The organism is Chimaeribacter sp. YP20170169, from assembly GCF_056739715.1.
Window position 1 is genome coordinate 1,145,496 of record NZ_CP176824.1, and the last position, 14,920, is coordinate 1,160,415.

12 protein-coding genes are annotated in these 14,920 nt (G+C 64.8%); 8 read left to right on the top strand and 4 right to left on the bottom strand.

Features of this window, described 5'->3' with window-relative positions; genetic code table 11:
- Window positions 1–33 precede the first annotated feature (33 nt).
- Together ACK3SD_RS05250 and ACK3SD_RS05255 are read left to right on the top strand one after the other, a co-directional pair.
- Entirely contained in the window at window positions 34–591 is a 558-nt protein-coding gene (locus ACK3SD_RS05250) for an elongation factor P hydroxylase (protein ID WP_481127004.1), read from the top strand.
- Window positions 592–632: 41 nt separating this feature from the next.
- Window positions 633–914 (top strand): YfcL family protein, encoded by a 282-nt coding sequence (locus ACK3SD_RS05255; RefSeq protein WP_137762553.1) that lies wholly within the window; start codon window positions 633–635, stop codon window positions 912–914.
- 34 nt (window positions 915–948) lie between these two features.
- Here ACK3SD_RS05255 and mnmC read toward each other — a convergent pair whose 3' ends face one another.
- Window positions 949–2,979, bottom strand: coding sequence for a bifunctional tRNA (5-methylaminomethyl-2-thiouridine)(34)-methyltransferase MnmC2/FAD-dependent 5-carboxymethylaminomethyl-2-thiouridine(34) oxidoreductase MnmC1 (gene mnmC / locus ACK3SD_RS05260; RefSeq protein ID WP_481127005.1), 2,031 nt, complete (start codon window positions 2,977–2,979; stop codon window positions 949–951).
- Between the two features lie 168 nt (window positions 2,980–3,147).
- On the opposite strand from mnmC, the gene fabB reads away from it, so the two are divergent.
- The 5 genes from fabB (at window position 3,148) to ACK3SD_RS05285 (ending at window position 10,137) form a co-directional block, all read left to right on the top strand.
- The gene (fabB, locus tag ACK3SD_RS05265) at window positions 3,148–4,362 is read left to right on the top strand and encodes a beta-ketoacyl-ACP synthase I (RefSeq protein WP_481127006.1); all 1,215 of its coding nucleotides are present in this window, start codon (window positions 3,148–3,150) and stop codon (window positions 4,360–4,362) included.
- Between the two features lie 222 nt (window positions 4,363–4,584).
- Complete coding sequence (gene licT, locus ACK3SD_RS05270) at window positions 4,585–5,427, top strand: BglG family transcription antiterminator LicT (protein WP_137762556.1); 843 nt, start codon at window positions 4,585–4,587, stop codon at window positions 5,425–5,427.
- A gap of 163 nt (window positions 5,428–5,590) precedes the next feature.
- Complete coding sequence (bglF, locus tag ACK3SD_RS05275; RefSeq protein ID WP_481127007.1) at window positions 5,591–7,480, top strand: PTS beta-glucoside transporter subunit IIABC; 1,890 nt, start codon at window positions 5,591–5,593, stop codon at window positions 7,478–7,480.
- A 20-nt stretch (window positions 7,481–7,500) separates the two neighbouring features.
- Window positions 7,501–8,901, top strand: coding sequence for a glycoside hydrolase family 1 protein (locus tag ACK3SD_RS05280; protein ID WP_481127008.1), 1,401 nt, complete (start codon window positions 7,501–7,503; stop codon window positions 8,899–8,901).
- 111 nt (window positions 8,902–9,012) lie between these two features.
- Window positions 9,013–10,137: an SLC13 family permease gene (locus tag ACK3SD_RS05285; protein ID WP_481127009.1), complete on the top strand. Its 1,125-nt coding sequence runs from the start codon at window positions 9,013–9,015 to the stop codon at window positions 10,135–10,137.
- On the opposite strand, the gene flk is transcribed toward ACK3SD_RS05285, so the two are convergent.
- Window positions 10,134–11,156 (bottom strand): flagella biosynthesis regulator Flk, encoded by a 1,023-nt coding sequence (gene flk, locus ACK3SD_RS05290; RefSeq protein ID WP_481127010.1) that lies wholly within the window; start codon window positions 11,154–11,156, stop codon window positions 10,134–10,136. The two genes, ACK3SD_RS05285 and flk, sit on opposite strands and share 4 nt — an antisense overlap.
- A gap of 121 nt (window positions 11,157–11,277) precedes the next feature.
- On the bottom strand, window positions 11,278–12,780 hold the full coding sequence (gene pdxR / locus ACK3SD_RS05295) for a MocR-like pyridoxine biosynthesis transcription factor PdxR (RefSeq protein WP_481127011.1): 1,503 nt from the start codon (window positions 12,778–12,780) through the stop codon (window positions 11,278–11,280).
- A gap of 118 nt (window positions 12,781–12,898) precedes the next feature.
- On the opposite strand from pdxR, the gene ACK3SD_RS05300 reads away from it, so the two are divergent.
- Window positions 12,899–13,954, top strand: coding sequence for a DMT family transporter (locus ACK3SD_RS05300; RefSeq protein WP_481127012.1), 1,056 nt, complete (start codon window positions 12,899–12,901; stop codon window positions 13,952–13,954).
- Here ACK3SD_RS05300 and ACK3SD_RS05305 read toward each other — a convergent pair.
- Window positions 13,890–14,771 carry a DMT family transporter gene (locus ACK3SD_RS05305; protein WP_137762563.1) on the bottom strand — a complete coding sequence of 294 codons (882 nt, stop codon included), beginning with the start codon at window positions 14,769–14,771 and terminating at the stop codon, window positions 13,890–13,892. The two genes, ACK3SD_RS05300 and ACK3SD_RS05305, sit on opposite strands and share 65 nt — an antisense overlap.
- Between the last annotated feature and the right edge of the window lie 149 nt (window positions 14,772–14,920).

The following is a 14,920-nucleotide window of genomic DNA, read 5'->3' on the forward strand; positions in this document are numbered from 1 at the left end:
TGGCCGGCCCGTGACCTGTAAACCGATGACATCATGCAAAACAACACAGAGACTACCCACCACTACCAACAACTGATCGACATCTTCAACGCCTGCTTCAGTGACGAGTTCAACACCCGGCTGGTGCGCGGCGAGGGGGAACCCATCTATTTGCCGGCGGACGCAGAGACTCCCTACCACCGTATTGAGTTTGCCCACGGCTACTACGCCAGCGCGCTGCATGAGATCTCCCACTGGTGCATCGCCGGTGAGGCGCGGCGCAAGCTGGTGGATTTTGGCTATTGGTACTGCCCGGATGGCCGCGACGCCCAGACCCAGGCGGAGTTTGAGCAGGTTGAGGTGAAACCGCAGTCGCTGGAGTGGATGTTCTGCGTGGCGGCGAACTTCCCGTTCAATGTCAGTTGCGACAACCTAGAGGGCGACGTGGAGCCGGATCGCATCGCGTTCCAGCGCAAAGTGCGCGCGCAGGTGCTGCACCACCTGACGCAGGGCATCCCGGCGCGTCCGGCGCGCTTTATTAACGCGTTACATTCGTTTTACAATACGCCAACGCTGCGTGCAGAGGATTTCCCTTACCCGGACGATCTCTGAGGACGGCATCCGCCCCCCCGACTGATGAATGAGGAAACGTAATGATCGCTGAATTTGAAGCGCGTATTCTGGCGCTGATTGATGACATGGTGGACCGCGCCAGTGACGATGAACTGTTTGCGGGCGGTTACCTGCGCGGTCATTTGACCCTGGCAGTGGCGGAAGCCGAAGAGAATGGCGAGCATACGCCGCAGGCGCTGAAACTGCGCGTCGAGCAGAGCCTCAACAAGGCGATCCACGCTGGCGAGCTGGCCCCGCGTGACCAGGTGCTGGTGCAGGCGATGTGGGACAACCTCTACCTTCAGGCGCAACAAGAAGCCTGACAAAAAAGGCCCCGTCCGGGGCCTTTTTTTTGCGTTACGCTGGCTGGTCGTCGACCGGCCGCCCCTTCAGCAACTTCCTCACCCAGAAACGGTTCGGGTTCAGCGCCGCCAGCACCTCGGTCGGGCAGGGCAGCGGCTCGCCGTGGATCTGCGCCGCCAGCAACTCGGCCGCCAGCGGGCCAGAGCTGATGCCGCGTGCGCCGAGCGCGCCAAACAGGTACAGGCCAGCATAGGCGGGCGCGGTTACCGGCGTCTCGCCCGCGGCCAGCTGGCGCGGCAGGTCGCCGTAGGCCGCCAGCGTCGCGTCGAAGTCTGGGGCCGCGCCCACTAGTGGCAGGTGGTCACGGGTGGCGCAGCGCACCCCGGCACGTGCCTCGCCGGCGGAGACATCCACCTCCTGCGGCCACGCCACATCCGGCAGGCACTCCATCAGTCGGCGGCGGTTCTGCTGCTGCTCCTCCTCACGGTAGCCGGTATCGCTGTCGCCACGCTGGTAGCTGGCGCCGATGCAGTGCATCCCTTGGGCATCAGCTGGCGTCAGGTAGCCGTCGGCGCACAGCACCTGGCGCAGCGCGCGCAGTGAAGGGGTGGTAGGGATGTGCGACACCTGGCCGCGCACCGGGTAGGCAGGCAGGGAAGAGGTCTGCGGGAAGCCGGTCAGCCGGTGGCCGTTCGCCAGCACCAGCGTGGCGTGGTGCGCGTGCTGGCCGTCGGCAAAGCTGATCTGCCAGCCACCCTCTTCGGCGGCCAGCTGCGTCACCTGATGCCCCGTGCGCAGGGCCACGCCGCGCGCCTCCAGCCACGCCAGCAGGGCGCGGGTGAACATCGCCGGGCAGAGCCAGCCGCCCAACGGGTAGCTGACGCCGCCAAAGCCGGTGGGCAGGCCGAGCTGCTGGGTCAGTTGCGCCTCATCCTGTGCCTGCGCTAGCGCCTCCGGCCAGCCGCTGGCCAGCAGCGCGCCAATCTTGCGCTGGCTGCGCGCGTCGAAGCCCACCTGGCTGACGCCGCACCATTCGCCAGCAAAATCGATGCCCAGCGCTGCCAGTTGCTGGTAGTGGCGGCGGGCGAAGGTAAAGGCCGCGGCGAAGAAGTGCTCGTGCGCGTTCTGCTGGCCGGTCAGCAGCGGATAGACCGCCCCCTGACGGTTGCCGGACGCGCCCTGCGCCGCCTCGTTCTCTGCGCAGTAGAGCGTCACGCGGCTGCCGCGCCGCCACAGCGCCAGCGCCAGCAAAGCCCCAGCAATGCCACCGCCGACAATCGCCACCTCATTCGGCTGTGGCGCGGCCGGGCGCGCATACCAAGGCGCGGCAGGGGCGGCGTGCGGCTGCTCGCCCATCTCGCCCACCAGCATCTCGCGCTTTTGGCCGAAACCCTTGACCCGCTGCACCGCAAAGCCCGCCTGTTGCAGGCCACGGCGCACAAAGCCCGCGGCGGTAAAGGTGGCGAAGGTGCCACCGGGGCGCGCCAGCCGCGCCATCGCATTGAACAGCGTCTCTGACCACATGTCCGGGTTCTTGGACGGCGCAAAGCCGTCGAGGAACCAGGCATCCACCTGCTGCGCCAGACTCTCATCCGCCTCGCCGAGGCACTGGTTGGCATCGCCAAACCACAGGTCGAGGGTCACGCTGCCCTCCGCCAGCAGCAGGCGGTGGCAGCCGGCGAACGGCAGCGGCCACTGCGCCCGCAGCGCTTCCGCGTAGTGCGCCAGCTCCGGCCAGCGCGCATGGGCGGCAGCCAGATCGTCTACCGACAGCGGGAACTTCTCCACGCTGATAAAGTGCAACTGTTGCAGCGGGGCCAGCGGGTTCTCCTGACGGAAACGGTCAAAGGCCTGCCACAGCGTCAGGAAGTTGAGGCCGGTGCCAAAGCCGGTCTCCGCCACCACGCAGCGGCGGCGCGGGTGGCTGGCAAAGCGCGCTGGGAAGCCATTGCCCTGCAAAAAGACATAGCGGGTCTCTTCCAGCCCATCCTGGTTGGAGAAGTAGACGTCATCAAACTGTTGGGAAACAGGTGTACCCTGTTCGTTCCAGGTCAGGGTAGCGGGGCGGATCGGAGAGTGGTTCACGCGCAATACTCATGGCTCAAGGGTTGCGGGCGATTTTAACGGTGTCACGATCCCGGCGCAAATTTGCATATAATAGACAAACTATTGCTGATCGGACTTGTTCGGCGTACAACTGTAAGCTAGAGTGCGTGGCAAAATCCCGACTTATAAAAGTGGAAGAGGTATTACATGAAACGTGCAGTGATTACTGGCCTGGGTATCGTCTCGAGCATCGGTAATAACAAGCAGGAAGTGCTGGCATCCTTGCAAGAAGGGCGTTCAGGGATCACTTTCTCGCAAGAACTGAAAGATGCTGGTATGCGTAGTCACGTATGGGGCGATGTCAAGCTGGATACCACTGGCCTGATCGATCGTAAAATCGTGCGTTTTATGAGCGATGCCTCTATCTATGCTTACCTCTCCATGCAGGAAGCGATCAAGGACTCCGGCCTGACCGATGAGATGGTCTCCAACGAGCGCACTGGCCTGATCGCTGGCTCCGGCGGCGGCTCCCCGCGCAACCAGGTGGCGGGTTCCGACGGTATGCGCGCCAAGGGCCTGCGCGGCGTTGGCCCCTACATGGTGACCAAGGCGATGGCCTCTGGCGTCTCCGCTTGCCTCGCGACCCCGTTCAAGATCCGCGGCGTGAACTACTCCATCAGCTCCGCTTGCGCCACCTCCGCGCACTGCATCGGTAACGCGGTCGAGATGATTCAGCTCGGCAAACAGGACGTGGTCTTTGCTGGCGGCGGCGAAGAGCTGTGCTGGGAGATGGCCTGTGAGTTCGACGCAATGGGCGCGCTCTCCACCAGCTACAACGACACCCCGGAAAAAGCCTCCCGTACCTATGACCAGAACCGCGACGGCTTCGTCATCGCAGGCGGCGGCGGCATGGTAGTGGTGGAAGAGCTGGAGCACGCGCTGGCGCGCGGCGCGCACATCTATGCAGAGATCGTCGGCTACGGCGCGACCTCTGACGGCGCTGACATGGTGGCCCCGTCTGGTGAAGGCGCTGTGCGCTGCATGAAGATGGCGATGAACGGCGTGGACACCCCGATCGACTACATCAACGTGCACGGCACCTCCACCCCGGTGGGCGACGTGAAAGAGCTGGGCGCCATCCGTGAAGTGTTCGGCGACACCACCCCGGCCCTCTCCGCCACCAAGGCGATGACCGGCCACTCCTTGGGCGCCGCGGGCGTACAGGAAGCGATCTACAGCCTGCTGATGCTGGAAAACGGCTTCATCGCGCCGAGCATCAACGTGGAGACGCTGGACGAGAAAGCCGAAGGTATGGATATCATCACCCAGCCGACCCAGCGCGCGCTGACCACCGTGATGTCCAACAGCTTTGGCTTCGGCGGCACCAACGCCACCCTGGTGATGCGCAAGTTCGACAAGTAATCACCCGGCAGAAAAAACCCGCTACGGCGGGTTTTTTTTCGCCCGTGGCCCGCCGCAGGCATGGCCGGCGAGAGATCTATCACGTTTTTGGATTCGTCACGTTGATGCGATTCAGCAATATGGTAGGTTGGCGGCAGTAGGATTGTGACTGCGGCAGCAGGCAAGACCTGATCGAACGGCATCTGCCGGGCGGTCGGGTTTTTTTGTTTTCAGGGCACGGACATGCAAATCGCCAAAATACTCAATAATAATGTCGTGGTGGTGCTGGATGGCCACGGGCAGGAACAGGTGGTGATGGGCCGCGGCATCGGCTTCCAGAAGCAGGCGGGCGAGGCGGTCAATGCCGCGCTGGTGGAGAAGACCTTTGCGCTGAAGGGCAACGATCTCACCGCCCGGCTGGGTGAGCTGCTCAGCGAGATCCCGCTGGAGGTGATGGCCACCTGTGACTTGGTGATTACACAGGCGCGCGCCCGGCTGGGTAACCTGCATGACAGCCTCTATATCTCGCTGGCGGATCACTGCCACCACGCGATTGAGCGGCAGAAGCAGGGCACCCCGCTGCGCAACGGCCTGCTGTGGGAGATTGGCCGGCTCTACCCCAAGGAGTATGCGCTGGGGCGTGACGCGGTGGCGCTGATTGCCCGCCGTTTGCAGGTGCAGTTGCCAGATGATGAGGCGGGCTTTATCGCGCTGCATCTGGTCAACGCCCAGCTCAACGGCCACATGCCGGAGGTGATGCATGTGACGCGGGTGATGCAGGAGATTTTGCAGATCGTCAAATACCACTTCGCGCTGGATTATGACGAAAGCTCCCTGAGCTACCACCGCTTCGTCACCCACCTGAAGTTTTTTGCCCAGCGGATGCACGCGCGCACCGGGGTGGAGAGCGACGACGAGTCACTGCATGACGCCGTAAAAGCTAACTACCCGTTGGCCTACCGCTGCGCGGGCAAGGTGGGGCGGCATATGCAGAGCCACTACCAGCAGGCGCTGACCAAAGAGGAGTTGATGTTCCTGACCATCCACATTGAGCGGGTGCGCAAAGAGGGACACCTGCCCGGCTAACCGGGCACCATCGTCGCGATGTCGCCCAGGCGGCACCGCATCAGGATTGTAACTGCCGCGAGGCGGGCAAAACCTGAATGTTTCCCACGGCCCGCTGGCCGCAGGGGGCATTCAGGTTTTTTTTTGCCCGGCTGGCGGCGTCACTCAGCGAAGAGAGGAAGCAATGGATAATCAGCAGGTGGCGAGCGAGATCCTGGCCGGGGTCGGCGGCCGGGAGAACATAGCGGGCGTGATGCACTGCGCCACCCGGTTGCGCTTCAAGCTGCGCGACCGGACGCGGGCCGATGCCGAAGGGCTGAAGCAACACCCCGGCGTGATCATGGTGGTGGAGAGTGGCGGCCAGTTCCAGGTGGTGATCGGCAACCACGTCGGCGACGTCTATCAGGCGCTGGTGCGTCAGGCCGGGCTGGAGGAGGGCGGTGCGCCCGCGCCGACGGAGGGCGAGGCAAAGCCGGGGCTGCTCAGCCGCTTTATCGACATGGTTTCCGGCATCTTCACGCCGGTGGTCGGGCTGATGGCCGCCTCCGGCATCCTGAAGGGGCTGCTGGCACTGGCGCTGGTGTTTGGCTGGCTGTCAGACCAGAGCGGCACCTATCAGGTGCTGTTCGTGGCCGGCGATGCGCTGTTCTACTTCCTGCCGCTGGTGCTCGGCTACACCGCTGGCAAAAAGTTCGGCGGTAGCCCCTTTGTCACCATGGCGATTGGCGGCGCGCTGATGCACCCGATGATGCTGGCCGCCTTTCAGGGGGAGAGTAACGGCACCGGTGCCCCCTTTACCTTCTTCGGCCTGCCGGTAACGCTGATCAACTACAGCTCCTCGGTGATCCCGATTCTGTTTGCCGCTTGGATCAGCTGCTGGATTGAGCGGCAGGTGTACCCACGGCTGCACAGCAATATCCGTAACTTCTGCACGCCGCTGATCTGTCTGGCGGTGACGGTGCCGCTCACCTTCCTGGTGATTGGCCCGGCGGCCACCTGGCTTAGCCAGCAACTGGCCAGCGGTTTCCAGTCAATCTACGCCTTCGCCCCGTGGCTGGCTGGCGCGGTGCTGGCCGCGCTCTGGCAGGTGTGCGTGATTTTCGGGCTGCACTGGGGGCTGGTGCCGATGATGATCAACAACCTCAGCGTGCTGGGCCATGACACCATGATCCCGCTGTTGATCCCGGCGGTGCTGGGGCAGGCCGGGGCGGCGCTGGGCGTGCTGCTGCGTAGCCGTGACCAGAAGCGCCGTGGGCTGGCTGGCTCGGCCTTCACCGCCGCGCTGTTTGGCATCACCGAGCCGGCGGTATATGGCGTCACGCTGCCGACCAAGCGCCCCTTTATCTTCGGCTGCCTTGGCGCGGCGCTCGGCGGCGCGCTGATTGGCTTCTTCCAGACCAAGGTCTACTCCTTCGGGCTGGTGAGCATCTTTACCCTGGCGCAGATCATCCCACCGGCTGGCCTTGATGCCACCGTCTGGGCGGGTGCCGCCGGTGCGGTGCTGGCGCTGGTCTTCGCGACACTGATGACGATGGCCTTTGGCGAACCGCGCGCCACCGCCGCCCCGGTGGCGGAGCCAGCGGCCCCGGCAGCCACACCGGCCGCGCTGCCGGCCGGGCAGGGCGAAACGCTGCTCAGCCCGATGAGCGGCACGCTGGTGGCGCTGGAGCAGGTGCCGGACAAAACTTTCGCCAGCGGCCTGCTCGGCAAGGGGATCGCCATCGTGCCGCAAGAGGGGCGCGTCACCTCGCCGGTGGATGGGGAGGTCGCCTCGCTGTTCGCCACCCGCCACGCCATCGGCATCGCCTCACAGGGCGGCAGCGAGATCCTGATCCATGTCGGCATCGACACCGTTAAGCTGGATGGCCAGCACTTCACCGCCCACGTCAAGGCGGGCGACCGGGTGTCCGCTGGCGACCTGCTTTTGACTTTCGACCGTCAGGCGATTGCCGCGGCGGGTTACGACCTCACCACGCCAATGCTGGTGAGCAACAGCGATGAGTTTACGGATGTGCTCTGCGCCCGCAGTGGCGCGATCCAGCAGCAAACGCCGTTGCTGACGGTCATTCATTGATGAACAGTAAGGAGAGAACCATGAAAAATGCATTTCCGCAGGAGTTTCTATGGGGCGGGGCGATTGCCGCCAACCAGGTTGAGGGTGCCTACCTGACCGACGGCAAGGGCCTCTCCACCTCCGATCTGCAACCGCACGGTATCTTCGGCGAGATTGTCGAGCGCCATGAGGGCGACCACGGCATCAAGGACGTGGCAATTGACTTCTACCACCGCTACCCAGAGGACATCGCGCTGTTCGCCGAGATGGGCTTCACCTGCCTGCGCGTCTCCATTGCCTGGACGCGCATCTTCCCGCAGGGCGATGAGGCGGAGCCAAACGAGGCCGGGCTGGCCTTCTATGATCGCCTGTTCGATGAGCTGGCGACGCACAACATCACCCCGCTGGTGACCCTCTCGCACTACGAGATGCCTTACGGGCTGGTGAAAAACTATGGCGGTTGGGGCAGCCGCAAAACCATCGGCTTCTTCACCCGCTATGCGCGCACGGTGTTTGAGCGCTACCGCCACAAGGTAAAGCTGTGGCTGACCTTCAATGAGATCAACATGGCGCTGCACGAGCCCTTCACCGGCGTCGGCCTGCCGAAAGAGAGCAACAAGGGCGAGATCTATCAGGCGATCCACCACCAGCTGGTGGCCAGCGCCGCCGCAGTGAAGGCTCTGCATGAGATCATCCCGGATGGTCGCATCGGCAACATGCTGCTTGGCGGGCTGCTCTACCCGCTCTCTTGCAACCCGGCCGACGTGCTGGCGACCCAGCGCCAGAACCGCGACTGGCTCTTCTTCGGCGATGTGCAGGCACGCGGCTACTACCCCTCCTACATGACCCGCTACCTGCGCGAACAGGGCGTGGCGCTGGAGATCACCGAGGAGGATCGCGAAACGCTGAAATCGACGGTCGATTTCATCTCCTTCAGCTACTACATGTCCGGCTGCGTCACCGCCGACGAGGCACTGAACCAGCAGATGCGCGGCAACATCCTGAACATGGTGCCGAACCCGCATCTGGCCAGTTCGGAGTGGGGCTGGCAGATTGACCCGGAAGGGCTGCGCATCCTGCTCAACATGCTGTGGGATCGCTACCAGAAGCCGCTGTTCATCGTCGAAAACGGGCTGGGCGCGAAGGACAAACTGGAAGCGGATGGCAGCATCAATGATGACTACCGCATCCAGTACCTCAATGACCACCTGGTGCAGGTGGGCGAGGCGATTGAGGATGGCGTCGAGGTGCTGGGCTACACCAGCTGGGGGCCGATCGATCTGGTCAGCGCCTCCAAGGCGGAGCTGTCCAAGCGCTACGGGTTTATCTACGTGGATCGTGATGACAACGGCGAAGGCACGCTGACACGGCGTCGCAAGAAGAGCTTCAATTGGTATCAGGAGGTGATTCGCAGCCGGGGTGCCAGCTTGACGCGCAAATAGTCCCTCTCGCCCCGCGATTTTTTGCGGGGCGCTTTCCAGCCTTGTACGCCGCACTGGCATCTTTTCCCGGCCCGCGTTACCTTCTCACTCCCGATTCTGGAGCGAAACGCCATGGCCAACTCCCTGTTTAAACGCGTAATCCACACCCTGTTCCACGACCGCCTATTGCAAGCGCTACTGCTGCTGGGCGCGGTACTGACCGCCTTCCAGCCCGCCGCCATACGGGCGTTCCCGCGCTACGTGGATTGGCCAACCATTGTCACCCTGCTGGGGCTGCTGCTGTTGACCAAGGGGGTGGAGGTCAGCGGCTGCTTTGACTGGCTCGGACGCGGGCTGATGCGCCGCTTGCAGCGTGAGCGCACGCTGGCGCTGTTTCTGGTGGCTGCCGCGGCGCTGCTCTCCACCTTCATGACCAACGACGTAGCGCTGTTTATCGTGGTGCCGCTCACCATCACGCTGAAAAAGCTGTCGGCACTGCCGGTGCGGCGGCTGATCATCTTTGAAGCGCTGGCGGTCAACGCCGGCTCACTGCTGACGCCCATCGGCAACCCGCAAAACATCCTGCTGTGGAGCCGCGCCGGTAACTCCTTCGCCGCCTTTACCTGGCAGATGCTGCCGCTGGCGGCCTGCGTGCTACTGGCGCTGCTGCTGGTAACCTGGTTCAGCTTCCCGGCGCGGCGCATCAAGGATGTGCGCTTGCCGGAGGGGGTGGCCTGCCAGCGCGGGCTGCTGGCGGGCTGCGTGCTGCTCTACGGGATGTTTTTGATCTGCGTGGAGCAGGGCGTGGCGGCGTGGGGATTGCTGGCGGTGGCGGTGGGAATGCTGCTGCTGGCGCGCCAGGTGCTGGCGCAGGTGGACTGGGGGTTGATTCTGGTATTCATCGCGATGTTCATCGACATCCGCCTGTTGGTGGATCTGGCCCCGCTGCACGCGCTGTTCGCGCAGATCGCCCACCTGCCGCAGGGGGGGCTGTACCTGCTCGGCATTGGCCTGTCACAGGTGATCAGCAATGTGCCAGCCACCATTCTGCTGATGAACTATGTGCCCTCCAGCGCGCTGGTGGCCTACGCCGTCAACGTCGGCGGCTTTGGCGTGGCGATTGGCTCACTGGCGAACCTGATCGCGCTGCGGATGGCCAATGACCGCCGCATCTGGTGGCGCTTCCACCTCTACTCCCTGCCGTTCCTGCTGCTCAGCGCGCTGGCAGGCTGGGGGTTGTTGGCGCTGCGCGGCTAGGCCACCAGCCAGAGCATCAGTAACAGCACCAGCAGGGCGACGAACAGCAGCGGCGCGCCAGCAGAGCCGCGCAGGCCGGGCGGCAGCAGGGCGATCAGCGGGTTGAGCGGCGGCGGGGCCAGCGGCTGCACCATCGCGTTGGAGGTGGCGCTGCGATCCACGCGCGGGCCAAACAGCTGGCCGAGCAGATCCTGCGCCTGTGCCTGCGTCAGCGGCGTCAATGGCCCAGCCTGGAACTGCGCCTGCGCATACTCCGCCAGCTGGCGCTGCTCTGTCTCGCTGGCCGGTTGCTTGAGCGCGGCATGGAGGGTGTGCAGGGTGGGGGCAGCCTGCTGGCTAAGGGTCAGCCGCGCCTGCAAATAGTGGGTCGCCAGCTGGAAGTGGCGCGCGGGCATCGGGTCGGTGGTGGCGACGCCAGCCAAAGTAAACAGGTCGTGCCACAGCTTGGCCGGTTTCTCACCGGTGACGGCGCTCAGGCGCGCCACCAGCTGTTGCAGGCTGTGCTGCTCCGCTGGCAGCATTGGGCGATCCGTGACTGGCGTCTGCTGCGGCGCGGGAATGGTCAGCTCGCCGGACTGGATCAGCGCCAGCACCTGTTGCAACTGGGCGTGGCTCAGCTGGCTCAGCACCGTGTGGCCGAAACTCTGGCGGATAAAGTCGCTCACCGCCTGGCGGTTATTGCCAAGCGGCAATAGCTCGGTCAGCTGTTGCAGCAACTGGCGGCTGGCGTGGCTCTCCTGCGCGCTGCTCAGCCGCGCCTGCAAATTGTGCTCCGCCTGCGGGAACTGGCCAGCGCTGATCTCCTGCTCGTCCGGCACGTGCAGGTCATGGCGCAGGCTGGCCCACAGCTCCGCCGGTTTCATCGGCGTCAGGGCCATAATCTTCACCACCAGCTTCTCCAGGGTGGTGCGCTGTGCAGGGGTGAGCGGCAGGGCATCAGACGAGGGCTGCCCGGTTCTGGCCGTGGGCAAGGGCCGGTCGCTGGCCGGGGGAAGGCCGTGGCCGCTCAGTGGTTGCATAGCGTGGGGATCCTTGTTGCGAATGTAAGCCTGCGGCCGCGCAAGGGGGAGAACCGGGGCGCGGCAGTGTCAGGGCGAATGATACCAACCTGTACCCATCACGGATAGTGATGAATGTCGATTAAATCATCAATGGCGGCCGATCGCTTACTCCCTCCCCAGTTTGCGCCTGCATCTGGCAAAGCCGCATCGCCTCCGCCAGCCGGATGATGCCCTCCTCAATGCGCTCCGGCGTGTTGGCGGCAAAATTGAGCCGCAGCGTAAAATTGGCCTGCGGGTGGTCGCGGTAGAAGCAGTCGCCACGGGCGAAGGTCACCTGCTGGCGCCACGCCAGCGGCACCAGCCGCGACACCGGGATCTCCGGCGGCAGTTGCAGCCAGATAAACAGCCCGCCTTCCGGCAGCTCAAAGTGGCAGCCCGCTGGCAGGTGACGCCGGAGCGCCGCTGCCATCACGTCCCGGTGCTGGCGGTAGAGGCGGCAGGCGCGCTGCACCTGCCGCTGGACGCTGCCGACGGTGACAAATGCCTCCAGCGAGCGTTGCAGCAGGCCAGCGCTGGCGAAGCTGTCGGCATGGCGGCGCTGGGCCAGCTGGCGGTAGCGCTCGCCCTCCGCCACCAGATAGCCGATGCGCAGGCCGGGCATCACAATCTTGGAGAAGGTGTTGATGTAGATCACCTCGCCCTCCGTGGCCAGCGAACGCAGCGAGGGCAGGGCCGCGCCCTGATAGCGCAGTTCGCCCACGAAGTCATCCTCCAGCAGCGGCACCCCGGCGGCCGCGGCCAGCGCCACCAGCCGGCGGCGGCGTGGCTCGCTCAGGCAGCGGCCGGTAGGATTGTGGAAGTTGGGGATGGTGTAGATCAGCGCCGGGCGGTGCGCCGCCAACAGCGCCGGTAGCGCCTCGACGCACATACCATCCTGGTCACAAGGTATGGAAATAATCTGCACCCCCTGGAGCGCAAACAGCGTCAGCGCCTCGGCGTAGGTCGGCTCCTCCACCAGCACCCGGTCGCCGGGGCGCAGCAGCGTCTGGCTCACCAGACTCAGCGCCTGCTGCGAGCCATTGGTGATCAATATCTGCTCCGGCCGCGCCGGGATGCCCTGCAACGACAGGATGCGCGCCAGCGTGTCGCGCAGCGGGAAATAGCCGCAGTAGTCACCGTAGTGGAAGGCTGCATCGGCATGGCGGCGCAGTACCGAGTGCATCACCCGGCGGAACGCCTCCTGGGGGAAGAGGCGTGGGTTGCCGGTGCCAGCGGCAAAGTTGATCACCTCTGGCGGCAGCGGGGCGTCGGGCTGGCCATCGAGGCGTGAGGTGCTGGTGGTGTAGGGGTCAACCGGCGTCTCCAGCGCGGGCTGGCCGGTGGCGGGCGTCCCGGCGGGGGCGTAGGGGTGGCGCACGTAGGCCCCACTGCCGCGCCGCGCCTGCAAAAACCCTTTGGCCGCCAGCTCCCCATAGGCGTTCTCAACCGTCAGGCGGCTGACGGCCAGCTCGGCGGCCAGTGTCCGGGTGGAGGGGAGCTTGTCGCCCTCGGCAAGGGCACCATTCAGGATGGCGGCGCGCAGCGTCTCCTCTATCTGCAAATAGAGCGGGATGACGCTGTGGCGGTCGAGGGCGATGTGCATGGCAATCCTCTGCGGGGAAAAGTGGCCTGCCTAAGATTAGTGGTAAGTGGCTCTGGCGGGAATGGGGCGGGCGGGTAAAATTTCCCATACTGGTTTTCCCTTGCTGAATGAGTATGTTATGTCAACCCTCGCTGAACCGGCCATGCCGGCTGCCGCAACGCAAAGTGGCCTGCTGTCGCCCGCGCGCCACGGTTTCTCCCTGGCGGCGCTGAGCGCCTTCCTGCTGGCCTTTACCGCCATCATCATCCGCATCCTGACAGAGCGCTACCACCTGCCCGCGCTGGTGCTGGCCTTCTGGCGTGCGGCGCTGGTGGCGCTGGTGCTCTGCCCGGTGCTGCTCTGGCTACGCCCGGCATGGCTGCGGCCGGGCTGGCGGCAGCTGCGCTTCTACGCGCTGTTTGGGCTGGTGCTGGCGCTGTTCAACGCGCTCTGGACGTGCTCGATCATGCTCAACGGTGCCTCGGTCGCCACCATCCTTAGCTACTTCTCCGTGGGCTTTACGGTGTTTTTGGGCTGGGCCTGTTTTGGCGAGCGGTTGAGCGGCCGCCAGCTGCTGATTATTGCAGTCAGCCTGCTCGGCTGTGCGCTGGTCAGTTTGGGCGGCACTGAATCGGCGGCGATGGGCGGGCTGTTTGGGCTGGCGATCGGCATCCTGACCGGCGTTGGCTCCACCCTCTATGCGCTGTGCGGCCGGCTGGCAAGCCAGCGCCGCTACCCGGAGTGGGGCACGCTCTGCTACGTCTTCGCCTTCGCGGCGCTCTACCAGTTGCTGTTCAATGGGCTGGCGGGGGAGTTCCCGGCGCTGGCCGGGCCGCTCTCCGGGGACATTCTGTTCCTGTCGCGGGGCGAGGGGGGCGTGGCGTGGGGCGGCTGGGGGTTGCTGCTGTTGCTGGCCGCCGGGCCGACGCTGCTCGGCTTTGGCCTCTATAACCTCAGCCTGAAGCACCTGCCGCTGGCGGTGGCGAACCTGATCCTGTCGCTGGAGCTGGTCTTCACCGCCATCATCGCCTGGCTGCTGCTCGGCGAGACGCTGACGGCGTGGCAAACGCTGGGCAGTGGGATGATGTTGGCCGGCGTTGGGCTGATGCGTCGCAGCCGCCGACCGCGGGTCAGCGCGCCGGACGCAACAGCGGCGTGCGCAGGCGCTGGGCGAGGAACACCCCCAGCAGCGTGACGCCGCCGCCAATCAGGTGGTAGCTGTGCAACTGCTCATGCAGGAACAGCACAGCAATGACGGCGGTGAACAGCGGCACCAGATTCATAAAGATCGAGGCGGTGTTGGCCCCGAGCCGCATCACCCCTTGGATCCAGAGGAAGGGCGCAATCAGCGAGGCAGGGATGCCCGCGAACAGCACCAGCGGGATATTGCGCGCCGTCAGCGCCACGTCGGGCGCATGCAGGAAGTTGGGCGTCAGCAGCAGCACGCCGAACAGGATCTGCACATAGAGCGACTGCCAGTTCGGCAGCGGGATCGCCCAGCGCTTGGTCAGCACCCCATAGCAGGCGTAGGAGGCGGAGGCGGCCAGCATCATCAGTTCGCCACTGCCAATGCCGTGGTGCAGCAGCTGCGCTGGCTCGCCGCCGCTCACCAGCCACACCAGCCCGCCGAAAGAGAGCAACCCACCCAGCGCCATGCCGCGCGTCGGTGCCACCCCCAGCACCGCAATGCTGAACAGCACCGTCAGCAGCGGGATCAGCGCATTCAAAATGCCCATGAACAGCGCGCTGACGCTGTGCGCCGCATAGTAGGCCAGGCTCTGGTAGAGCACCATGCCGAGCAGGCCCAGCACCAGCAGCTTCCACAGGTGCGGGCGCACCGCCGCGCGGTTGCGCCACAGGCCGGGCAGCACAAAGGGCGTCAGCACCAGCAGCGCCAGCAGCCAGCGGTAGAAGGAGATGGCGGCCGGGTCGATGGCGCCGGCGGCGACTTTGCTGACCACGGCGTTCAGCGACCAGATCATCACGGCCAGCAGGGGAAAGAGTGCATTCATGGGTCACTATCTTCAATAAACAGGCAAAAGGGCCGGTAGTGTAAGGCCCGGCCGTTGGCAAATGAAAGCCCCGTGCGGTGCGTAATCGTCTGGGTTTCACCTTAAGTAATGGGATTCTGTGTCATTCAGTGGCAGAATATTTGCCCCTA